This window comes from Methylacidiphilum kamchatkense Kam1, assembly GCF_007475525.1.
Classification (GTDB): domain Bacteria; phylum Verrucomicrobiota; class Verrucomicrobiia; order Methylacidiphilales; family Methylacidiphilaceae; genus Methylacidiphilum; species Methylacidiphilum kamchatkense.
On the sequence record NZ_CP037899.1, the window covers coordinates 198,102 to 219,487 of the forward strand.

The 21,386-nt window shown below is 43.2% G+C and carries 18 protein-coding genes; 13 read left to right on the forward strand and 5 right to left on the reverse strand.

Annotation, left to right across the window (positions count from 1 at the left end; all coding sequences use genetic code 11):
- Nucleotides 1-33: 33 nt before the first annotated feature.
- From kam1_RS00935 to kam1_RS00955, 5 genes are all read left to right on the forward strand, one after another.
- Nucleotides 34-1,269: a 4-hydroxy-3-methylbut-2-enyl diphosphate reductase gene (locus kam1_RS00935; protein ID WP_039722237.1), complete on the forward strand. Its 1,236-nt coding sequence runs from the start codon at nt 34-36 to the stop codon at nt 1,267-1,269.
- A gap of 42 nt (nt 1,270-1,311) precedes the next feature.
- Entirely contained in the window at nt 1,312-2,751 is a 1,440-nt protein-coding gene (locus kam1_RS00940; RefSeq protein WP_039722215.1) for a leucyl aminopeptidase, read from the forward strand.
- A 12-nt stretch (nt 2,752-2,763) separates the two neighbouring features.
- Nucleotides 2,764-4,122 carry a hypothetical protein gene (locus tag kam1_RS00945; RefSeq protein WP_039722216.1) on the forward strand — a complete coding sequence of 453 codons (1,359 nt, stop codon included), beginning with the start codon at nt 2,764-2,766 and terminating at the stop codon, nt 4,120-4,122.
- A 226-nt stretch (nt 4,123-4,348) separates the two neighbouring features.
- Nucleotides 4,349-5,173, forward strand: coding sequence for a P-loop NTPase family protein (locus kam1_RS00950; RefSeq protein ID WP_039722217.1), 825 nt, complete (start codon nt 4,349-4,351; stop codon nt 5,171-5,173).
- Entirely contained in the window at nt 5,170-5,886 is a 717-nt protein-coding gene (locus kam1_RS00955) for a hypothetical protein (protein WP_039722218.1), read from the forward strand. The genes kam1_RS00950 and kam1_RS00955 overlap by 4 nt, the downstream gene beginning before the upstream one ends.
- A 106-nt stretch (nt 5,887-5,992) precedes the next feature.
- Here kam1_RS00955 and kam1_RS00960 read toward each other — a convergent pair whose 3' ends face one another.
- The 3 genes from kam1_RS00960 to kam1_RS00970 all read right to left on the reverse strand — a co-directional run bounded on the left by kam1_RS00960 (nt 5,993) and on the right by kam1_RS00970 (nt 8,113).
- Nucleotides 5,993-6,457, reverse strand: a complete 465-nt coding sequence (locus kam1_RS00960) for an RrF2 family transcriptional regulator (RefSeq protein ID WP_039722219.1) — start codon at nt 6,455-6,457, stop codon at nt 5,993-5,995.
- Between the two features lie 63 nt (nt 6,458-6,520).
- Entirely contained in the window at nt 6,521-7,354 is an 834-nt protein-coding gene (locus kam1_RS00965) for a hypothetical protein (RefSeq protein WP_039722220.1), read from the reverse strand.
- A gap of 18 nt (nt 7,355-7,372) precedes the next feature.
- Nucleotides 7,373-8,113 carry a YggS family pyridoxal phosphate-dependent enzyme gene (locus tag kam1_RS00970; protein WP_039722221.1) on the reverse strand — a complete coding sequence of 247 codons (741 nt, stop codon included), beginning with the start codon at nt 8,111-8,113 and terminating at the stop codon, nt 7,373-7,375.
- Nucleotides 8,114-8,153: 40 nt separating this feature from the next.
- Between kam1_RS00970 and kam1_RS00975 the strand changes: the two genes are divergently transcribed.
- Nucleotides 8,154-9,086 carry a LysR family transcriptional regulator gene (locus kam1_RS00975; RefSeq protein ID WP_039722222.1) on the forward strand — a complete coding sequence of 311 codons (933 nt, stop codon included), beginning with the start codon at nt 8,154-8,156 and terminating at the stop codon, nt 9,084-9,086.
- 136 nt (nt 9,087-9,222) lie between these two features.
- Here the strand turns inward: kam1_RS00975 and speA are convergent, their stop codons facing one another.
- Nucleotides 9,223-11,187, reverse strand: coding sequence for a biosynthetic arginine decarboxylase (gene speA, locus kam1_RS00980; RefSeq protein WP_039722223.1), 1,965 nt, complete (start codon nt 11,185-11,187; stop codon nt 9,223-9,225).
- Nucleotides 11,188-11,303: 116 nt separating this feature from the next.
- Here speA and kam1_RS00985 point away from each other — a divergent pair, with 116 nt between their 5' ends.
- A complete protein-coding gene (locus kam1_RS00985) occupies nt 11,304-11,804 on the forward strand; it encodes a bifunctional nuclease family protein (protein ID WP_039722224.1) in 501 nt (166 codons plus the stop codon).
- Nucleotides 11,805-11,943: 139 nt separating this feature from the next.
- On the opposite strand, the gene kam1_RS00990 is transcribed toward kam1_RS00985, so the two are convergent.
- Nucleotides 11,944-12,849, reverse strand: a complete 906-nt coding sequence (locus kam1_RS00990; RefSeq protein WP_039722238.1) for a TerC family protein — start codon at nt 12,847-12,849, stop codon at nt 11,944-11,946.
- A 390-nt stretch (nt 12,850-13,239) separates the two neighbouring features.
- Here kam1_RS00990 and panC point away from each other — a divergent pair, with 390 nt between their 5' ends.
- The 6 genes from panC to kam1_RS01020 all read left to right on the forward strand — a co-directional run bounded on the left by panC (nt 13,240) and on the right by kam1_RS01020 (nt 21,349).
- Nucleotides 13,240-14,016 carry a pantoate--beta-alanine ligase gene (panC, locus tag kam1_RS00995; RefSeq protein WP_039722225.1) on the forward strand — a complete coding sequence of 259 codons (777 nt, stop codon included), beginning with the start codon at nt 13,240-13,242 and terminating at the stop codon, nt 14,014-14,016.
- Nucleotides 14,004-15,035 (forward strand): N-acetylmuramoyl-L-alanine amidase family protein, encoded by a 1,032-nt coding sequence (locus kam1_RS01000; protein WP_039722226.1) that lies wholly within the window; start codon nt 14,004-14,006, stop codon nt 15,033-15,035. Before panC ends, kam1_RS01000 begins: the two co-directional genes overlap by 13 nt.
- Nucleotides 15,036-15,118: 83 nt before the next feature.
- Nucleotides 15,119-16,306, forward strand: a complete 1,188-nt coding sequence (locus kam1_RS01005) for a two-component system sensor histidine kinase NtrB (RefSeq protein WP_235277768.1) — start codon at nt 15,119-15,121, stop codon at nt 16,304-16,306.
- Nucleotides 16,307-16,320: 14 nt separating this feature from the next.
- Nucleotides 16,321-17,706, forward strand: coding sequence for a sigma-54-dependent transcriptional regulator (locus kam1_RS01010; protein ID WP_039722228.1), 1,386 nt, complete (start codon nt 16,321-16,323; stop codon nt 17,704-17,706).
- A 452-nt stretch (nt 17,707-18,158) separates the two neighbouring features.
- Nucleotides 18,159-19,535 carry an outer membrane beta-barrel protein gene (locus tag kam1_RS01015; RefSeq protein ID WP_244946105.1) on the forward strand — a complete coding sequence of 459 codons (1,377 nt, stop codon included), beginning with the start codon at nt 18,159-18,161 and terminating at the stop codon, nt 19,533-19,535.
- Between the two features lie 227 nt (nt 19,536-19,762).
- Complete coding sequence (locus tag kam1_RS01020; RefSeq protein WP_143958163.1) at nt 19,763-21,349, forward strand: outer membrane beta-barrel protein; 1,587 nt, start codon at nt 19,763-19,765, stop codon at nt 21,347-21,349.
- The last annotated feature ends 37 nt before the right edge of the window (nt 21,350-21,386 follow it).

Consider the following 21,386-nt stretch of genomic DNA (forward strand, 5'->3'; position numbering starts at 1 on the left):
GAGAGTGGTATAGAAAAAGAAAAGGGGGGAGCAATGACCGAAAAGATTCAGCAGAAAACATCAAAAGTCAATTTAAGAACTCCTGAGGTAATGAACCTCGTAAAGGCTGAAGTCGAAAGCCATTATCGTAGTCCTCTTGTGGAATATTTACGTACTACAGGCCGATATCTTTCCGGTGGGGGTATTACAGTCAAACTGGCCAAGGCCTTTGGATTTTGTTATGGGGTAGAAAGAGCGATTGATCTGGCCTATGCCACCACCAAGGTATTTCCTACCAAACGGATCTATTTGCTTGGTGAAATTATCCATAATCCCGAAGTCAATGATCAGCTGACGGCTATGGGGATAAAAAGGCTGCAGGCGGTGCAAGGTCGGTATTCTTTAGATGGGCTCACAGCCGATGACGTAGTGATCATCCCTGCCTTTGGTGCGGAAGTAGAAACGATGAAAAGAATTCAGCAGATAGGCTGTCAGATTGTTGATACTACTTGTGGGGATGTTATGACTGTCTGGAAACGAGTAAGACAGTATCGCAACGAAGGGGCGACTTCGATTATCCATGGCAAGGCTTGGCATGAAGAAACAAAAGCGACTGCTTCTCGAGCCATAGGAGAAGATGGGAACGGTCAATACCTTGTCGTTTATAACCTAGAAGAAACCGATTATGTCTGTAACTACATCCGTTATGGAGGGGATAAGCAAGAGTTTCTGCAAAAATTCAAAGGCGCAGTTTCTCCAGGTTTTGATCCCGACATCCACCTGCGTTACGTAGGGGTTGCCAATCAGACGACCATGATGCGTGGAGAAACAGAAGAGGTGCAACGTCGGATCTGTAAAGCCATTGAGGATAGGTATGGAAAAGAAAATCTTCATAAGCATTTTCGGTTCTTTGATACCATTTGTGGTGCGACTCAGGAAAGACAAGATGCTTTGTTGGATATGCTTGATCGGGAGAAACTCGATCTGTTGATAGTGGTTGGTGGCTATAACAGTAGTAATACGTCTCATTTAGCTGAAATTGGGGAAAGTAGGCTGCCAACTTATTTCATTAAAAATGCTGAAAAATTAATCTCATCCCGGCAGATTCGACATTGGAACTTGCATGAAGGCAGAGAAGTGATTACGGAAGGATGGTTAGGTGAAGGGGAAATCAATGTCGGGATTACGGCGGGAGCTTCGTGTCCCAATAATTTAATCGAAGAAACGATTCAAAGACTCTTTGAACTCCGTGGGATCGGAGTCGAATCCCTACTGGCTAACTCTAAGTAGACTCTCTCTTATAGAAACTAATGGAGAACAAAGGAAGCGGCTATGAATTTAAGTCTAAAGAAAGAAGTGCAAAACAGGGGGGATAGGATTGTATTTGTAGAACAGGATAAGTTTCAAAAGGAGGGAGTCAGTCGGCAGGAATTCGATGGCAAAAAACTCACTGGGCTTTTATGGAGGGAGCCTTGGGGCAGAGTTTTTTATGTGGGGATCGGCAGTCAGCCCTACAGTGCGGAGACGTTTCGAAAGGCCGCTGGCTTTGGCGTCAAATCGCTTTTGAAGATTGGAGCAACAGAGATCTCGATCGATTTTTCAAAGCAACCCGACTTTCTGCCTTTTGCTGCGGCAGTGGTAGAAGGAGCGATTCTGGGTTCCTACCGCTTCGAAGAGTTCAAAGAAGAGAAGGCAAAAAGGAAGAATAAACTCGAAATTTTGAATATCATAAGTGGAGACATTATAGAATCGAACTATGTACAGCTAGAAAAGGAAGTACAGCAAGGGGCGACGCTAGCCGAAGCGGTTAATTACGTTAGAAGCATAGGTAACATGCCAGCAAATCATGTCAATCCCGAAGCACTTGCTTTAAAGGCAATGGAATTGGCGCAGACAAGGCAGGGGCTAAGGGTAGAAGTTTTTGATGCAGATCGGCTAGAAAAAGAGGGTTTTGGAGGGCTCATAAGTGTCGGGCAAGGCTCTTCTAATGAACCGCGGCTGATTGTTTTAGACTATCAACCTGCTAGTGCCTTGCAGCCAGTGCTTGTAGTGGGGAAGGCGATCACTTTTGACAGTGGGGGCATATCAATAAAGCCAGGGGAACGTATGGACGAGATGAAGTATGACAAAATGGGAGGCTGTGCCGTTTTAGGCATTATGGAAGCGGTTAGTAAGCTAAATCTGCCGATCAGAGTGGTTGGCATATTGGCGGCTGCTGAAAATATGCCAAGCGGCAAAGCTTATAGACCTGGAGATATCATCCGGATCTATGGGGGAAAGACTGTGGAAGTTCTGAACACTGATGCCGAGGGCAGAATCGTGTTAGCAGACGCTTTAGCTTACGGTATCGATCGGTTCCACCCTAGGCTTGTATTTGACTTGGCAACCTTAACAGGAGCCTGCATTGTGGCGCTTGGTAAACAGAAAGCAGGTCTTTTCAGCAATAGAAAGGAGTTAGCTGATTTTTTGTGGAAAAACAGTGAGGACTATGGGGATCCTTTATGGCCTCTTCCGCTGGGAGAAGAGTTTGATGAGGCCATTAGCAGTGATGTAGCTTTGGTTAAGAACGTGGGAGGAAGAGAAGGGGGAGCCTGTACGGCCGCTGCCTTTTTACAAAAGTGGATTGGAGATATTCCATGGGTTCATTTGGATATAGCTGGACCGGCGTGGATTACCAAAGAATTGCCCTATTTAGAAAAAGGGGCTACGGGCTTTGGAGTCAGATTGATATGTCGCTACCTGCTCGAACAGTTAAAAGGAAAAGCTTCATAAAGGAATAAAGGCATGTCTATTTCCCTGCGCCATTGGTGGGATAGCCTCCTTATCTTTTGCTCTATTTGTCTTGCCTTTTCTTCCCTATTTTGCGCGCCACGACAACTAATGACTGTTCCCTTAGCGCAAGGTCAGATTAAGAAAGCCTACGATCTCTACATAGCATCAAGTGGGGAGATATACCTTATTTTTGCCCGAGAAGCTAAAAAGCCTTTTGCAGGCGCTTCCTATCTATGGAAAATCGTTTTAGCCAAATGGGATAAGAACGGTAAAGAGCTTTGGGAAAAACCGGTGGCTGATTGTTATGGCATGGACAACCGGTTTTCGCTCTTTTCAGGGGATTCTAAAGAAATATTTATTAGGGGTGTGATCGAAAACAGGTTTATCCTATGGAAATTTGGAGCGCAAGGAGAAGAGCTATGGAAAGTAGAGAGTCAAGCGGTCTTTTCACTACCAGAAAGGATAGCGATCGGTGATGGAGCAGGTGGGGCCTATGTCGTTGTTCCAACTCCTCTACTCCTCTCTTTGGATAAAAAGAGGGTTAGTCCTTTGGATATCATCCATTATGCAGCAAATGGAAAGGTCATAGACAGTTTCCCGCTTACTTTTGGAAAAAGCCCTGAAAATAGCTGGTTGCCTTCTGGTCCTGAGACGCTTGATACATTAGAGGGAATCTGCTCTGCATCCCCTCAGGAACTTTTGCTTTATGGCTATTCTGCTGGATTTGGACCATATGCTGGCAACGTCGGGCACACAATGGACTATGGATGGTTAAGTGCTCCCCTTATAGTGACTCATGTCCATATTTTTCTCAGGAAATGTGACACTAGAGGCAGAACCTTGTGGAATGTATTGATTCCTGGAAATTGGAACAATCTAGTGGTTTCGGCTTTTGCTGGAAACAAGGGGGAGCTTACGGTCTGTGGGGTTTCTGGTAGTTTTTCCTGTCCAGAAGAAGAAGGACGATCCCCTAGGGATCTTTATAGTCTTCAGACCTTTGTTTTTCGCTACTCTTCTAGGGGAGAGCGACTTTGGTGTAAACAGTTTGGTTCTGGTGTCTCTCTCAGTCCTGTTGCTGTAGCGTCTGATAGTCAAGGGAATTGCTATGTGTTGGGAGAAATCAAAGAGGTATATCCCCAACAATCTTCTTCTAAGCAAAAGCCCAAAAGGGTTTTTCTTGCTTCTTTAAGTTCAAGAGGAGATTTTTTATGGATAAAAACATTTGGTACTGCGGTCAGCATGCCTTTCCCATGCCTTAGAGTGGAGGATGGTTCTGGAGCAGTTGCTTTTGGTCTGAAAACGGCTAGGTTTGATAATTTCCAAAGTCCACAAGAGGATGTGTGGGTGCTACGATTGATGCCTGGTTCGTAAGATATGTATCGGCAACCGGATTCTAAGATGGATCTTTTTTTCTCTAGAAAAGGGGCTAAAAAGTTGAAGAAAGCTTGAACTTTGTCATTGAAAAATATTGAAAATGGGTTTAGATGAGCTTTGAGTAGATTAGAAAAAGGAAGCAAAAGAACTATTTTTGCGTATGCAGATTGGAAAGAATCCTTGGAAGGAATAAAAAAAAGAAAGAGAGGAGCATTCATTAGTTATGATTAAGCATCGTTTGACTCTACCTTTGCAGAGCAAAGGTAATGTGGGAAAATCAACGCAGGCATCTTTACAGATTTTCTGGATGAATGCAAGGAATGTGGCCTGGCAGGCTTATGATCTAGATAATGATAATCAAACCCTATCGCGAGCCATACCTGAAGCAAGATTAGTAATGTTATCCGAGGAGCCTGAAGCGGACTTTTTAAAAATATTTCGAACGATCCCTGAAAAATCCGTGACGGTACTAGATCCCCAAGCTCATTTTTATAGAGTGTTGTTGCATTCGTTCGATTTTGCTCATTTTTTCGATTGGAGTAAGGAATCGGGGATTCGGACGACGGTCTTACTCTTTCCCATTGATGACTTGAGTGTCATGGACGAACTGGCAGAGATTGTCGAAAAGTTTGGTGATAATGTCGATTACCTGGTGATAAAAAATAGGGCTAAAGCACCCAAAACGCGGATGTTTGATGGCAGTCAGCTAGAAAAAGAATTGTCGGCATTGGGGGCAGCTACCTTGGAATTACCTGCCCTGCTTTCTGATACCCGCAATTATCTGTCGCTGCTTGAAATCGAATTACAAAGACCCTTGAATCTTTTAGAGATTATATCGGATAAAAAAATCAAGATGGATCTTTTCCATCGGGTGATACTGGAAGATTGGATAAAAAAGATCTTCGAACAGTACGATAGGCTGGCTTCCTATTTGCTGCCTGATGAAGAGGCAAGGCGAGTGATGGAAAACTGGAAGAAACCTGTGGAAAACAAAGAATCTACACAAAAATCCAGGGGGTCAAAGGTTAATTTATCGAATCTTCAATGAAACCTTTCAAAACAACTTGGTCTATTCCTCCCAAACCTTCCTTTGCTTTTCCTACACAGAAAGGATCGATCTCCGATGGAAAAGAGCTTAAAACACCAGCGCAAGAGCCGGTTGCTAATGAACAAAAACCTAATTCTACTACTCTTCCAGTAAATGGCCAATCTGAGAACTTATCGGATCCTCATAGGTATTGGAAAGCAGCAATTTCTAGACTACCTCCTGAAAAAAGGGAGCTTGCATGGGAATGGTACATGGAACATTGCCAGGGAGAAAAGCCTTTGGATACCCTCCCTGGTCTTTTGCTTTTGCTAGAAGCCAATGCGGCCTATTTAGATACGATCCCTAAGGAAGTTAGCCGCTTACTTCAATCCTTGCCTACTCAAATATCGACAAGGGATGAAGAAAACAGAGAGGCAATGAAAAACTTTATTGGCTATCTAGAAAATTATCAAAAACAGATTGAAGAAATTATTCATACGCTTGCGGATAGTCATCAAGAAATCACGAAAATTGTTGTTGAAGAAAGTAAGAAAAGTAAAAGTCCTTCCAATCAGGATGAGCTACTCAAAAGGTTATTAGGGATCGTTGAGACGTTGGAGAAAAAGAAACATCTTTTGAGGATCTGGGCAGTCTGGTTCCTATTGGGTATAGGTTTTTTAGGAGGAGCCTCGCTTTTTTTCATTCTTAAGATTGTTTTCCCGAAAATTTTTTGAAGCAGCTAGGATTAGCTAAGTTTTCCAAAGATTCGCTTTTAACTTTAAGGAGCGGCCGAAAACCAGAAAGAAGCCAAGGGCAGAAAAAAGTGCTGAAGACTTTTTTCTAAATTTCAAACACAAAGCCTTCGGTAGCTTCAGCTTTGAGTTTATCTTCTCTTTGCAAGAGTTCCTGCAAGGTCGTTTTGTCTAAAACAGTGGCTATGACATCACGAGTTTCTTTCATCAAATATCGGATGACACAGGTTTTTTCATCCAAACAATCCTCACAAGGCGCATATGCCGACTGGCTAACGCAACGAACAGGGGCAATGGGGCCATCGATGAGCCGAATAACTGAGCCTATCGAAATCTTCTCTGGGGAATACTCCAGAGCATAGCCTCCACCTTTGCCTCTACGACTGCTTAAAAGCCCGTTATTCTTGAGTTCTAGTAGAATAGATTCTAGAAATTTTTTTGGTATCTTCTCTTTTTCTGCTATTTCTTGGATCAAGATCGTTCCTCTGGCCTGTTCTCTTGCTAGAAAAAGCAGGGCTCGAAGAGCATATTTACTACGTTTTGTTAAAAACATAAGCGAATAATAAAATTATCTTATACTATATTCTCTAGAAAATAAATAGGGATATAAAAATTTCTATTCGTTTTTGTATTCTTCGAGCAAAGGCAACTCCTCAACCATGTAATTTTTGGGTGGTTCTATCCATATAGTATTAGAAAGCACTTCTTTGCGGATAAGAAACAGTTGCATAGATTTGTTATCTTGGGTCCAATAGGTTTCCACCGGGATTCCTAAGTTTTTAGGCAGGGAACTCCATAAATCTAATGCCTTAGGAGGCCAAGCATACTCCCCCAAGAGAAAAGAAAGGATCTGGCAGACTTTCCTTAATGTGCTGATACTTTGATCCCAATCTTGCATTTCAGAGGCTGAAAAAGAGCCTAGCCAACAAACAGATTGCGTCTGAGTATTGTTCGCAATCCATTGGGAAAGTTCTCCATAGGGGGAGCTTCGGGTTTCGGAGCGTTTTTCCCATGGAATTTGAGGAGGAGGATTAAAAGGTTCAAATCTGCCATAATGCGTAGATAGGGGGGGATTTAGAATATCTTCTATACTCTGTTCGATAGGATCGGTAAAAGGATCAGTTTTGATTTTATAGCTACTTTCTTTTGTTTTCTGAACAGCCTTTTGAATTTGTGGCCAGGAAAATTTCCAGTATCTTCCATCTCTGTGCTCTAAGCCAACAAAGGAATCTTCCCGTTCATTATAAATAATAGAAAAAAGATCCTTGGGCCGATCGATCCGAAAATAGGGGGGGTGAATCTTTAAGGAAAGCTCCTCTTTTGTTTTCCCATCCATGAAAAGAAAGGTATAAGAAAAAGTGTTGGAACTACTTTGGGAAAAGAGAGTATAAGGCCATAATAAAAGGGCGGCAGAGAGGGAAAAAAGTAAAAGAGGCGTTTTCAATGGCAAGACTCCAGTTCCTTATAGTTATAGAAAAGTCTTAGGGTCTTCTCTTTTAAGAAAAGGGCTTGGGCGTGGACCAAGAAGAAAGGTTCCGATTCGAATCATTGTGGCTCCTTCTTCTATTGCCACTTCAAAGTCCTGACTCATTCCCATAGAAAGAACTGGCAAACGAAGTGTGGTGTTGGATTCTATCTGGTCTCGTAGCTTTCTTAGAAGACTAAAAAAGGGTCTAGCTTTTTCAGGCTCCTTGAGTAAGGGGGCAATGGTCATGAGCCCTAGCAGTTCGAGCCCAGGCAGTTCATTGATGGCCAAACACAAAGCTTTAGCCTGTTCAGGAGTCGTGCCATGCTTGGTAGATTCTCCAGAAGTATTCACTTGCACTAACACCTTCAATGTTTTTCCAATAGCCTTTGCGACTTGAGATAGCAAAGTAGCCTCTTCCAAGGAGTCGAGCGAGTCCACCCAGTCAAAAAGATGGGCTGTCAGTTTGATTTTGTTTTTCTGAAGATGTCCTATAAAATGCCAGATGCCTTTTTCGCCGATTATCTCTTTTTTAATACGAGCTTCTTGAACCCGATTTTCCCCAATATGAAGAATCCTCTGCTGCAAGAGCGTTTCAATAATTTCAGGACCAAATCCTTTCGTAACGGCTACAACCGTAACCGCATCAGCTCTTCTGCCACTCTTTTGGGTAGCCTTTTCTATTTTTTCTTGAAGTTTTTCTAACCGTTCTTTTATTGCAGAAGTATAAAAAGAAAAATTCATAATTTGACAAATTATTAGTTTTACTTAAAAATTTTTTCTGATGCAAATTGAAACATTGAAAGCTTTTAGAGATCTTGTAGAAAGCCGCAGCTTTAGCAAAGCTGCCCAACTCAACAAGATCAGTCAGTCTGCTGTCAGTCAGCAAATCCGTTCTTTGGAGGAACGCTTTGGGGTACCCTTGATTGAAAGGGGGAGCCGGAAAGTTCAGCTGACCAAAGAAGGGGAGATCCTTTATCATGCCTCGAAGGAGATTGTTGACATTTATTTAAAAATAGAGGCTAAGATCTCTGAAATCAAGGCTTCTATTTCAGGGCTTATTCGCGTTTCAGCTATTTATAGTGTAGGGCTGCATGAATTGCCTTATTATTTGAAAAAATTTCTTAAACTCTATCCGGAAGTCAATGTGCGCGTGGAATATCGGCATTCCCGACAGGTCTATCAGGATATCGCCGAAGGAAACAGCGATATTGGCATTGTGGCCTATCCATCGCCTAGGAAGTTGATTAAAATAGAACCATTCCGCAAGGATCGATTGGTGGTTATCTGTAGTCCGAGCCACCGGTTTTCGAATCTTAAAGAAGTAGGGTTGGAGGAAATTTCCAAGGAAGGTTTCATTGCTTTTAGTTCAGACATGCCTACACGCAGGGAACTTGACAAGCTTTTCAGGGATCGTGGCCTTGAGTTTCGTCCTGTAATGGAATTTGATAATGTGGAAACAGTTAAAAGAGCTGTGGAAATAGACGCTGGAGTTGCTATCGTCCCCATGGCTACCATTACCCAGGAACTCAAAAACGGAACTTTGAAAATGTTAGAACTTTCTGGACCTCCTTGTTACCGGCCGATAGGCATCCTTTATAAATCTGGGAGAATGTTGACCCCTGCCATGAGGAAATTCATAGAACTCCTTCAAAAAGAAGAAATTCCTATAGAGCCGGTGGACGTTTTGAAAATCAAAAACGGGGCACCATCTTAATTAGCAGTGTTTTAGTTGAAGAAAACAAGCACAGGGTCTTGGAAGAGTTTGTTTGCTATAAAATAGCAACAGTTTTCCTTTTGGGAAGGAATCGAAACTCTCAGCCCTGTCTATAGCAGGGACAGAAAAAATGGGCTCATTCCTGTAGAAGCAGGTTGGAACTAGTGTTTAGGAAGAGTCGGTTGTATTCAATCTCTAGGTAGGTGGATCTTCTAAGCCCCTGTTCGTAAAATTCTAAAAGCCTCATTCCCTCATTGGGTTTGAGGAGATTTTGCTTGATCGCATAATCGACCTGGCTCTTCATAGCGTTTTCAAGGATTTTCGGATCGTATTGCACCGAACTAAGTGCCTCTCCAATCGTAAGGGCTGGTATTGTTTCTTCTATGTAGAAGCCGTCCGGTTCATCAGGATCAATAAACACATGGGCTTCATTGACTCTACCGAAAAGATTGTGCAAATCCCCCATAATATCCTGATAGGCGCCTACAAGAAAGATGCCTAGCAAATAGGGTTTGGAGTCTAAACTATGCAGCGGGATAGAAGACTGGTGTTTTTCTTCTCCAGTCAGAAAAGAGCAAATTTTTCCATCGGAATCGCAGGTAATGTCAACTAGAAAGCCGCGGCTATCTGGTTTTTCATTGAGCATCGTAATAGGAACGACTGGAAAAATTTGACCTAAGCCCCAGTGATCTATCAAGGATTGGAAAACTGAAAAATTGCATAAGTATTGATCGCTTAGCGATTCCCTTAGTTTGCGAATTTCTTCGGGCACCTGCTTAGCTCCATTATAAAGATTGACCACTTCTTTGCATATTTCCCAATACAAAGTCTCAATTTCCGCTTTCGTTTGCAAATCAAGCAGTCCAAGATCGAACATCGACTGAGCATCCTCTTTGATCTGAAGAGAATCGTGATAGTTCTCTAGCCGATTTTTTTTGTTTAGTAAGGCTTTGATCTCCAGAAGATCCTGCACAAGCTTGTGCTTGGATTTGATGCTAATGGGCTGCTGGGAAGGCGGTTTGACTTTTTGAATCGATCCGAGGACGTCGACAATCAACACCGAATGATGAGCAACGACCGCTCTGCCACTTTCAGAAACTACGGTTGGATGGGGCACTCTTTCTTCATTACAGATTTCTGCGATATTATAAATTACGTCCCGTGCATATTCCTGAAGCGAATAGTTGATGCTAGACTCCGTAGAACGACTACCGTCATAATCCACACCGAGTCCTCCTCCTACATCGATGTACTGAATCGGAAAGCCTAGCTGATAGAGTCTAGCATAATACCTGGCTGCTTCTCTAACGGCTCTTTTAATTGTTAGTATATCGGGGATTTGTGAACCGATATGGAAATGGATGAGCTGCAGGCAGTTCGAGAGACCATTTTCTTTCAGCCGCTGGATAACCTGTAGCAGTTCGGCTGTTGTGATCCCAAATTTGGCTTCTTCTCCGCTTGAGTACGCCCAGTGGCCTCTTCCTTTAGAGGCTAACTGCAGACGGACTCCAATGATAGGATCAACCTTAAAACGGCTCATGGCATCAATGACCAGATCCAGTTCTTCCATTTTTTCAAGCACCTGGATCACTTTTTTCCCGAGTTTCCGTCCCATGAAAATGGCATCCACAAAAAGCTTGTCTTTGAATCCATTACAAATAAGCAAAGCTTCCGGATCCTTAAGCATGGCCAAGGCAGCGAATAGTTCAGCTTTGCTTCCAGCTTCCAGCCCATGATGAAACGGTAAGCCAGCATCGATAATCTCTTCGATGACTTCTCGGAGCTGGTTGACTTTTATTGGGAATACCGCCCGATATTTGCCTCTGTATCCAGCCTCTTCGATCGCTTCATTAAATGCTTGGTTGAGGTTCAGGACTCGGTGTCGTAACAGATCTTGGAAGCGGAGTAGAAGGGGAAAATTTAATTTTCTGGCAAAGGCTTGCTGGACCACCTTATACAAGTCTAATTCCGGGCCGGCATCCTGCACGGGTCTCACACAGATGTTCCCTTCTTTGTTGATAGAAAAGTAGCCAGCTCCCCATCTTGGGATCTGATAGGTATTAAGAGCTTGGCTTATTTCCCATGCGTTCTTCGCTTGCATTACCGTGGAACTCACAATATAAAATTAGAAAAATAATTCGCAAAGATTGTCTAATATTTTTTATTTTTTTCTTTCAAGCCCTTGCAAAGTGTTCAAAACCGAATTAAGAAAAGAATGTGAGAAATGATGTTATTCCTATCGAGGTTAAAGGGATTTTACCAAGTAGCCCTAATGGTTTTGCTATATTTTTAGGAAACGAAGAGAAGGTATTTGTTATAAACGTTGATAGCTATGTTGGCCGGGCAATTGCCATGGCGATTAGAGGAGAAAGAAACGAAAGGCCTCTAACGCATGAACTCATGGCCATGATTTTTGACTCCCTTTCCATAAATGTCGAAAGGGTCGTTATTAACGAATTAAGGAGTAATACCTATTTTGCTCGACTCCTTTTGCGTGCCGAAAATGAGGTCCATAAAAAAATCATTGAAATCGATGCCAGACCCAGTGATTGCTTGACCTTAGCATTGCAGTATAAATGTCCAATTTATGTTGCCGAAGATGTTTGGGAAGAAGTCGAGGATATGTCAGAACTTCTTGAAAAGATGAGAGAAGTCCAAAGAAAACAGCAACAGGAACCTCCTGAAGAACCTCCCCTCTTCGGTGAAGAATCTAAATAAGAAAACGGGTTGTTCTTTAGAGAATTCCTTGCGATGCAATCTACCGAAGTGATCCATTGCTTCAGCTAACAGCGGCGCAAAGGAAAAGGGGTGGCTCTTGCCTTTGGCCTTGAGCTCCCAACCTTTTCAGAATGGTTTTTTATTTTGGCTTATTTTTTGCTTTCCCTATCCCTTTCATCAAGCCATAGGCTAAGCACAAGCTAAGGATGCTACAGAAACTATAGAATGGGGAAATTTCTAACCAGGGTTTTATAAGGAGTTCTATTCCCATTAGGACCAACAACAGGGCAGAGAGGGTATTAAAAGAAACAAAGGTTTTGGCGGTTCGCTCTACTAAAAAGTAGAGGGATCGCAAACCAAAAACCCCACAAATATTACCACTGATAAGGAGGAGAGGATCAGTGGTAATAGCAAAGGAAGCAGGAACGGAGTCTAAAGCAAAGAGGATATCGGTGGTTTCAATCGCAAGGAAGGTGAGTGCAAGAGAACCAAAACCTATCCTTGCTCCCTCTTTGAAAAGAAATTTGGTTTTTTCAGCTGGCTCATAGACAAAAGGCCCAAAGAAAATTTTTTTATCGTAACCAAGGAGCCGAGGCGGCTTATCTTTTTGAGGTCGAGCTAGTCGGTAGGCTGCAAAAAAAAGAAAAAGCCCAAAAAGAGGAAAGATCACAGACCATCTACTGGCAACAAAAAGACCAAAGACAATGAGCAGGATACGAAGAAAGATCGCTGAAAAGATACCGAGGCTAAGCAGTTTGTGGCGAAAGGATTCAGCGGTTTGCGAAAATTCGAAAATGACATGAAAAAGGATTAAATTATCGATGCTAAGGAGATATTCAATCCAAAATACCGCAAAAAAACCAAAAGCCTTGTCAACCCCCTTGATGATGCCAAGCCATAATCCAAGAAAGAGACTGAAAAGAACCCACAGCAGTGAGTATAGCGTACTTTCCCGTAGGGACCCAGTCGAAAGAAAGGAACCAAAAATTTGAGAAATAATTCCTAAGAGCAGTAAAGAGAAAAAAAGAATATAAAAGAGATCCACAAGCAAACATTTAACCTACATCACCGTTTGTTGATTAAAAAAGGAATTCTGGTATTTTTGCCCAGGAAGCTAAGCAAAGTAGTCTTTTCAATGCCCCATGCTTTTTTTCCTTTCATACACAGTAAAGAAAATTACTAACGCATTCTTCTAACAGTTGACAGGGAAAAGACAAAGCGAAAAATTATAAGGCGCAGTCAAAATGCTAGCTCAAGCAGAAATAAAAACAATAGGCAGGGACCTAGTAATTTTCTCCCTCTACGGATCGACTCTATCAACATGAAAAAGAACGTGGCTGTTTTTTTGATTTTGCTTGTGGAAAGCCTTTTCCTTCTGTACAAGAACCCATCCTGTAGGTCCAAAGATCGGCTTTTTAGATAAGAGGGTGAGGATATGATTGAAGTTTTTGATCCTTCCATAATGCAAAGCTTAGCTTCAAAGTGGAGAAAAGAGGGCCAGCCTCTTTGTCTTGTCCCGACTATGGGGGCTTTGCATAATGGGCATATTGCTTTGATTCAAGAAGCTAAGAAACAAGCAGGGCTAACTATTGTAAGTATTTATGTCAATCCCACGCAATTTGCTCCTACCGAAGACTTCGGCATCTACCCAAGAAATTATCCCATGGATAGGCAAATTTGTGCCGAGAATGGGGTAGATGTTCTCTTTGCCCCAAAAGAACTCTATTACGAGGATCATTCCAGCTGGGTAGTCGAAGAAGATATTTCCAAAGGCCGTTGCAGCAAAACAAGGCCAGGCCATTTTAGGGGGGTTGCCACAGTACTCATGAAGCTTTTTTGGCTGATCCAACCCACTAAAGCTATTTTCGGATGGAAGGATGCCCAACAACTCGAACTGGTGCGCCGAATAGTAAGGGATTTTTATATCCCAATAGAAATTATTGGTGTTGAAACAGTGAGAGAAGAAAGTGGGTTAGCCTGTAGTTCAAGGAATGCCTATCTGACTGAAGAGCAGAAAAAGATCGCTTCCCTTTTCTCAAGGATATTAAAAGAAGCATCCATGATGGCTGAGCCAGAGGCTTGGGCACGGAGGGAACTGGAGAAAATTTCTTGTTTTAAAGTCGATTATGTGGAAAAAGTAAACGGGCGATTGTGCGGAGCCATTTGGATAGATAAAATAAGATTGATAGATAATTTCCCATGCGCACGCTAAGCAAACTATTCTTTTTCTTTCTCTTTTTAGGTCTTCCCTTTACCAAAGCCCAACAGTGGCATCTATCGACTTTTGGTAAAAGCCAGTATGTGCCCTTAGAAGATTTCTGTCGCTTTTATCATTTCCCTGAGTTGCCTTATAGCCCAGCGACAGAAGTCCATCTTTCGAATGGGTCGGTGACCTTGGATTTTAAACCAAACTCTTCGGTTGTTTTTATTGATGGCGTTAAGCATTGGCTTTCTTTCCCTATTATTGCCAGGGGAGCCGAAATATGGATTTCTAGAACGGACCTATCTTGCTTGTTTGATCCAATTTTGCGGCCAGAAAGGATTCCTCAGAATCGACTCTATCGTGGGGTTGTCATTGATCCAGGGCATGGAGGATCGGATAAGGGGGCGACTTCCAGAAGGGGGACAGAAAAAAATTATGCGCTAGATACGGCCCGGAGGCTTGCGGCAATTTTGAAAGCTAGAGGAATTCCAGTGGTCATGACGCGCAATGAGGATGTTTTTGTTCCTCTCGATCAGAGGGTGCGGATGGCTGCCTATTATCCTGATTATATTTTCATAAGCATTCATTATAATCAGGCTTACGGTGGGGGCCACGGTCTGGAAACCTACGCGCTTTCTCCTCGTGGCTCACCCTCTACGAATAGCGGCAGGCTCTATCTGACCGATTATATCGCAAGTCCTGGTAATCAAACTGACCCACTCAATATCCTCTTAGCGCATGATATTCACAGTCAGATCATCCGACTGCACCCTGCAGATCCAGATATGGACAGAGGACTCAAGAGAGCAAGGTTTAAGGTGCTTAGAGAAAATGTGCTGCCCAGCGTGTTGGTCGAAGGCGGGTTTCTCTCTAATGCTATTGAGTCCTCATTAGTTGATCATGCTATTTACCGACAAAAATTAGCTGAAGCGATCGCTCGGGGCGTGCTATTGTTTTTCGATCAGATCCATTCGCAAGGAAAGAAGGGACGACCTAACACCTTGGCGTCGGATGGTTCGGGCCCTTAATGAGCATGTATTGCTGAGAGCTTTTCTGATAAACCGATGACAAGTTCCTATTGGAAAAATAAATAAGAAAAACTTATATTTTATTGATTTTGGAAACACCCATGCGTCATTCCTTCTTAAGCAAGCTACTGGGAAAATTTGAAAGAGTGGGACCGCATGAGATTCAGAATGTCTTCCTGCGGTTGGTTAAGGAAAAGGGTTTTCTGGAAGCTATCTTTAATTCTCTACAAGAAGGGATAGTTGTTTTGGATAATCGGGGAAAAATCCAGTATGCCAATATGGCTCTTCAGCGGCTATTTGGCGTTAATCCTGAAGAAGTGGTTGGCAAAGAAATAAAACAGTGTGTGCCGCTAATCGATTGGCCTGAGCTGATTGCTTTGGAAAAGATGGTCAGTCGAGATTTTCAGGTTTTTTATCCAGAACCGCGGTATCTGAACCTCTCGTTAATCCCTCTTGAAGAAATGGGGAATAAGAATGCGGCTTTTATAGCCATTTTTTATGACATTACGGCAACTCGGGAGAAGACCCTGGAGGTTATAGAAACTGAAAAACTTAATCTTTTAACTATGCTTGCTGCCGGTGTTGCTCACGAATTGGGTAATCCCATCAATGCCTTAAGCATTCATTTTCAGTTGCTCGAAAAAAGGTTCAAAAAGCTTCTTCAGAAAAACGAGGAGAAAGGTGATAAGGAAATAGAAAGTTCTTTTTCAGCTATTCGTTCAGAACTACGCAGGTTGGATGGGATTATCAACCAGTTTTTGAAGGCGATCCGGCCTTCTCCTCCCAAATTGCGGCTTCTTTCTGTTAATCAGGTGCTTAAACAGACCGTGGAATTTCTTTCTCCTGAATTTCAAAACTTGGATATTATACTGGAAATGAACCTTGACCGTGGCCTCCCTCTGCTACGGGCGGATAAAAACCAGCTTAAACAGGCTTTTTATAATATCCTTAAAAATAGTATAGAAGCGGTTGGTAAAAACGGCATCATTAAAATCAGCACTCACTATGACGACTCCTTTCTTACGATCTCCTTCCAGGATAATGGCGGAGGAATTCCTCAGGAAGCAATGAGTCAGGTGTTTAAGCCTTATTTTACAACGAAAGCTTCCGGAACAGGTTTAGGACTACTCATTGTTCGAAGGATTATTCGGGATCATGGCGGTGAAGTTCAAATAGAAAGCGAAAATGGAAAAGGAACAACTGTAAAAATTCTCTTGCCTCGGGCAGAGCGGCTAATCAGGTTGTTACCAATGGCCCAAGAAAAAAGTTAACCAAACGCTGTAGCATGGACATTGATTATCCAAAACTATTGATTGTTGAGGATGAAAAAAGAACGCGTTCGGGCCTAGTCATGGCCTTGGCTGAGGACTATGAAGTGTATGAGGCTTCGGATGTCCTTACCGCCATCAATATTTTGGATAACGAGCCTATTGATATTGTTTTGGCAGATATACGGCTTGGGAAAGAATCGGGGTTTGATATTCTCTCAAAGATGAAGGCACTTTCAGTCCCGCCCCTTTGTATCTTTATGACCGCTTATGGATCGGTGGAAAACGCCGTGGAAGCGATTAAAAAAGGAGCCTACGATTACATTACTAAGCCTGTGGATTTAGAAAAACTAGAAATAGTACTAAAAAGAGCCTACCGGTCAAGAAAAGTGGAAGTGGAGAACCTACAGTTAAAACGCCAGCTCAACTTGAAATATGGCCTGGAGAAAATGATAGGCTCCTCTCAGGTAATGAAGGAGGTTTTCGAAAAAATCAAACAAGTGGCTTTAAGTAAGGCAACCGTATTGATCGAAGGGGAAAGTGGAACAGGCAAGGAACTGGCTGCTCACGCGATCCATCAACTTAGTCCAAGGAGAAATTTCCCCTTTGTGGTCGTGCATTGTGCAGCGCTTTCCCCACAGCTTTTGGAAAGTGAGCTTTTTGGCCATGAAAAGGGCGCTTTTACAGGAGCCATTGAAAGAAGGATTGGTAGATTCGAAGAGGCATGTCGAGGGACTATTTTTCTAGATGAAATTGGGGAAATTGATCTGCCCACGCAAGTCAAGTTGCTTCGAGCCTTAGGAGAAAAATCGATCCAGAGGGTCGGAAGCAATAAAATAATTCCGGTAGACGTTAGAGTGATTGCAGCAACTAATCGGAACTTAGAAAAGATGGTAGAAGAAGGGAAATTCCGAGAAGACCTTTTCTTTCGGCTCAATGTGGTGCGGATTACTATGCCCCCATTAAGAGAAAGAAAAGAGGATATTCCTTTGCTGATTCAAGCCTTTCTTGAGGAATTTGCTGCAGAAAATGGGAAGAAAATCGATGGCTTGAGTCCAGAGGCTCAAAAGATCCTTTTGGAATATGATTGGCCAGGGAACGTTCGTGAGTTGAGAATGGCTATAGAACATGGCGTAGTACTCTGTCAGGGAAAAAAGATTTATCCTAAAGATCTGCCCGAAAGAGTCAGGGCGGTCAAAGCCTCAACGACTGGTAGCTTCAGTACAGAAAATGCCGACTGTTTTAATTTGAAAGAAGCTGAAAAACGGCTCATTCTTGATGCGCTCAAATTCTGTCATGGGAAAAAGACGCATGCCGCAAAAAAACTTGGGATCAGTCGAAAAACCCTTCAAAGAAAAATGAAACAGTTCCAGCTTCTTGATTTTGATAGTCATAATGCCTAAAGTCTCTTAGGGGGGGAGGTTTCAGGAAAGATCTAAAAGCAGATGGGAAAAGGAAAAGAAGGCTAGCAAAAACTCCAGAAGAAGTGGCTCTCTAAGTTATTACCGAAGTAAGCTATTTCGAAGAGGAGGAATGCCTGTAGGTTTCTTACTGCTTTTCATTGAATCTATTGGTAAAATCTGACGCTATTGCTTCTATAAGTTCTTGCCGATTTTTTAAACTCTGTTGCCATGGAAAAAGTCTATGTGCTCTTTGTCTCTTTTTTTTCCTTCATTCTATTTGCCTATCCTACTATTGGAAAAGCTATAGAAAATGAAAATGCTTCTTCTATAGGTGAAAAAAAGAAACGACGCAGCAAACAGAAGCGCCAACAGTCCATCAGCTAGAAAAAATTCTTGAACAAGAAGGTATAGCCCTGCCTCCTCCAAAACCAGCCATCAAGCTTAGTGGCTATGTGGATGCAAGTTACGATTACAATTTTTTCAATGCTCCAGCTTTTGGTTCTCTGCCCCGTTTTGCTTCTCAAACTATTAATGGGAAACCTACCTTCGGACCAGCCGTTCCTGTAGCTCCTCTGCGGTATGCTGACGATGGGATTCCAGGAGGCGGATTTAATCTTAATCAGCTTAAAGTGGTATTAGAAAGAGAGCTGTCGAAAGAAAATAAACTCGATGGTGCCTTTAGGTTTGATTTGATGCTTGGACAGGATGCGGGGCTTGGTGTGCCTGATGCCGTTGAAGGTTTAGGGACAGCTAATTCCACGACTTTTGGTCTTAACACAAGCACGATATTTGTCGAGCAAGCGTATGTGGCCTTCCAGATTCCAGCCGGAGAGAATCATCGGGTGGAAATCCATTTAGGCAAATTTGAAGCCCCTATAGGATTTGAAGTCCTGGAAAGGCCCGGTAACCTGAATTTTTCCTACGGCCTTTTTTTTAACAATGTCGAGCCCTTCGTTCTTGTCGGTAGCCAAATCTATTATGTAATTAATTCTTCCTGGAGAGTGAGAGGAGGCCTGGTGGATGGTGGCTTTAATACTTCACGTGGCGGGTATCCCTATTTTGGATTTTTAGACAATATGGTAAACCAACTGCCGACCTATTTAGTCACTTTCAACCTTGATTATGAGTCAGCTAATAAAAAGCTATTGAATACGTTCGCTCTTCTTTACGGATTTAATGGAACCAATCCTCCTGGGTTTGGTACATCCCCTTCGGCCGCTTTAGCTTATCCAGGGGCTTATGCCAACGGGGATATTATTCCTGGTCCTTATAACAATAATGGGACCTATATGGAACTTAACGATTTTGGATCCTGGATTCCCTCCTTTGTCCCTGGAGATAAGCTGATGTTCAGCTTCGAGTTGGTAGGCGGGTTTTATAACCATGCCGTGGCGCCTAGTGGGATCACTGCCCTAGGCTTGTCACAACAACAACTCCTTGGGATATTCCCTCCCTTCCCTTTTTCTTTAGGTTACGATGGACCGACTAATTGGTTTGGGGTCGGGTTATACCAGGTTTATAAGTTCAATAATTATTTTAGCCTGAATTTGAGAGAACAGTACCTACAGGCAAGTTGGAATTCCTATTTGGAAGGGTTCATATTCCCAGCGAACATTTGGGAAACTACGCTGACTCTCCGGTTCGATATCGCGGATAATCTGATGATTCGGATGGAAGGCAGAACGGATTTTGGGAACCATGTGCTTGATTATTACCAACCGAATTTGCTTGTTAACCCCCAGCAAATCGGTTTGAAAGGAAATGGATTAGTAGGTTCTTCTTCTGGTCCCATTGTTTTTGGAGCCATTGAAGTCGTTTTTACTTATTAATCATTTTTTTATTCCAACCTATCCCTTGTATTGCCTTCTTTTTGACTCCTGGAGTTGGGTTTTTGAGTCCTCCTCAATCTCTATTTCTTTTATAAAGAATGGCATAAAAGTTGCTTTATGCACAAGAGCCAAAAAAAGTTTTCTCTCAAGAATGATTAGGGGAAAGGAGGGGGGGAGACTGAGAGAAGATCTTTGTTGGTCAATAACACGGAAATAGGAGGCAACAGGTGTTTAGAAGAACGATTAGTCAGCTGGGTTATGCATTTTTAGTCTTTCTTGTAGTAAGTCTTTATCCAGCTTTTAGCCAGGATGAAGGGTCCCCTCCAGCGCATCCTAAAAAGAAACATTCTAAAAAAGCAGTTGAGGGCGATGAGTCGAGTGTTGTGGAAGAGAAGAACAAGCAGATAGAGGAGCTAACCAAGAAGCTAGAGGATCAAGGGATACCGGTTCAAGCGAACACCAAGGGGATAGTGCTGAGTGGGTATGTGGATGCTAGCTATACCTATAATTTTATCAACGCTCCGGCTTTCAATAGAGTGCCTGGATTTGTTCCTCCGCCGGGTTACGTAGGGCCGACCAACGCGGCTGGTTTTGCTCAGGGCTATCCGGCGATTCCAGGTCGAGAGCCTGTGGATGCGATTCCTGGGGGAGGCTTTAACATGAACGCCTTTAAGCTAGCCTTGGAGAAGCCATTGACCGAAGAGAACCGGTGGCAGGCAGGCTTTCGGGCAGATCTTATAGTGGGGCAGGATGCGGTCGTAGGGGCACCGGATGCGATCACTGGCTTAGGGATTCCTTCTAGTTCCTGGTATTCGTTCAACACGTCGAGTTTTTGGTTAGAGCAAGCTTACGTGATTTTTCGGGCACCTATCGGCAATGGGTTGGACATCAAGATAGGGAAGTTTGTGGATCCGGCTGGCTACGAGGTAGTGGAGCGGCCAGTGAACCTGGATTTTACTTATGGGCTTTTGTTTGCGAATCTTTTGCCGACCACTCTTACAGGGCTACAAGCGATCTACCGGTGGGATGACCAATGGACGAGCCGTTTTGGGATAGCCGATGGGGGCTTTAACGTGTCGAGAGGGGGGATGGAATATTTTGGCTACATCAACAACATGATCGACAACAGCGATGCCTATTTATTGTTTTTGAATAGCCAATGGGAGGCCAAAGGGAAGAATGCGACGATCAGCGGCACTCTAATGTATGGGTTTAATGGGGTCAATCCGCCGGGCTTTGGAGCCTCTCCGATCAATGGGGTAGCGCAGCCTTATGGGATAGCGCAGGGGATAAGGGCAGAAGGCCCATTCAACCAGAACAATGCGTTTTTACTGGGGGATGTATGGGGATCGTGGGCTCCGAAGTTTGCTCGGGACAGGCTTCTGTTGGGCTTTGAATTTACAGGGGGATTTTACAACAACAACGTGACGGTGGTTCCTGGAGCCATTAGTGGGCTACCTGTCGATTTATCGAGTGGGCCTTCGAACTGGTATGGAGCTGCCATTCACATGAAATACCAAATTACGGATATTATTAGCATTGCCCAGCGAGCGGACTGGGTGGAATCAGGATGGAATTCTATTCTGGCTGGGCACAATGCTCCCACCGACATTTGGGCCTACACGGCAACGCTTGCGTTTGATCTAGCGGATAATTTTATGATCCGGCTTGAGTACAGGATGGATTGGGGCAAAGGGGTGCTTGGCTACTACGGCTTTCCTTTCCAAAACCCAACGGGCAGTCCGACAGCCCTCCTAGGAACCTCTAATGGACCTGTCTACTTCGTAGGCTTGGAATTTGTCTATAGCTTCTAAGCAGGCGTTAAAGAACAAAAAGCTAGGCGAAGGAAAA

Coding starts and splice junctions, on each gene's coding strand:
- kam1_RS00935 (WP_039722237.1), top strand. CDS start 34: ATGACCGAAAAGATTCAGCAGAAAACATCAAAAGTCAATTTAAGAACT.
- kam1_RS00940 (WP_039722215.1), top strand. CDS start 1,312: ATGAATTTAAGTCTAAAGAAAGAAGTGCAAAACAGGGGGGATAGGATT.
- kam1_RS00945 (WP_039722216.1), top strand. CDS start 2,764: ATGTCTATTTCCCTGCGCCATTGGTGGGATAGCCTCCTTATCTTTTGC.
- kam1_RS00950 (WP_039722217.1), top strand. CDS start 4,349: ATGATTAAGCATCGTTTGACTCTACCTTTGCAGAGCAAAGGTAATGTG.
- kam1_RS00955 (WP_039722218.1), top strand. CDS start 5,170: ATGAAACCTTTCAAAACAACTTGGTCTATTCCTCCCAAACCTTCCTTT.
- kam1_RS00960 (WP_039722219.1), bottom strand. CDS start 6,457: ATGTTTTTAACAAAACGTAGTAAATATGCTCTTCGAGCCCTGCTTTTT.
- kam1_RS00970 (WP_039722221.1), bottom strand. CDS start 8,113: ATGAATTTTTCTTTTTATACTTCTGCAATAAAAGAACGGTTAGAAAAA.
- kam1_RS00975 (WP_039722222.1), top strand. CDS start 8,154: ATGCAAATTGAAACATTGAAAGCTTTTAGAGATCTTGTAGAAAGCCGC.
- speA (WP_039722223.1), bottom strand. CDS start 11,187: ATGCAAGCGAAGAACGCATGGGAAATAAGCCAAGCTCTTAATACCTAT.
- panC (WP_039722225.1), top strand. CDS start 13,240: ATGATTGAAGTTTTTGATCCTTCCATAATGCAAAGCTTAGCTTCAAAG.
- kam1_RS01000 (WP_039722226.1), top strand. CDS start 14,004: ATGCGCACGCTAAGCAAACTATTCTTTTTCTTTCTCTTTTTAGGTCTT.
- kam1_RS01010 (WP_039722228.1), top strand. CDS start 16,321: ATGGACATTGATTATCCAAAACTATTGATTGTTGAGGATGAAAAAAGA.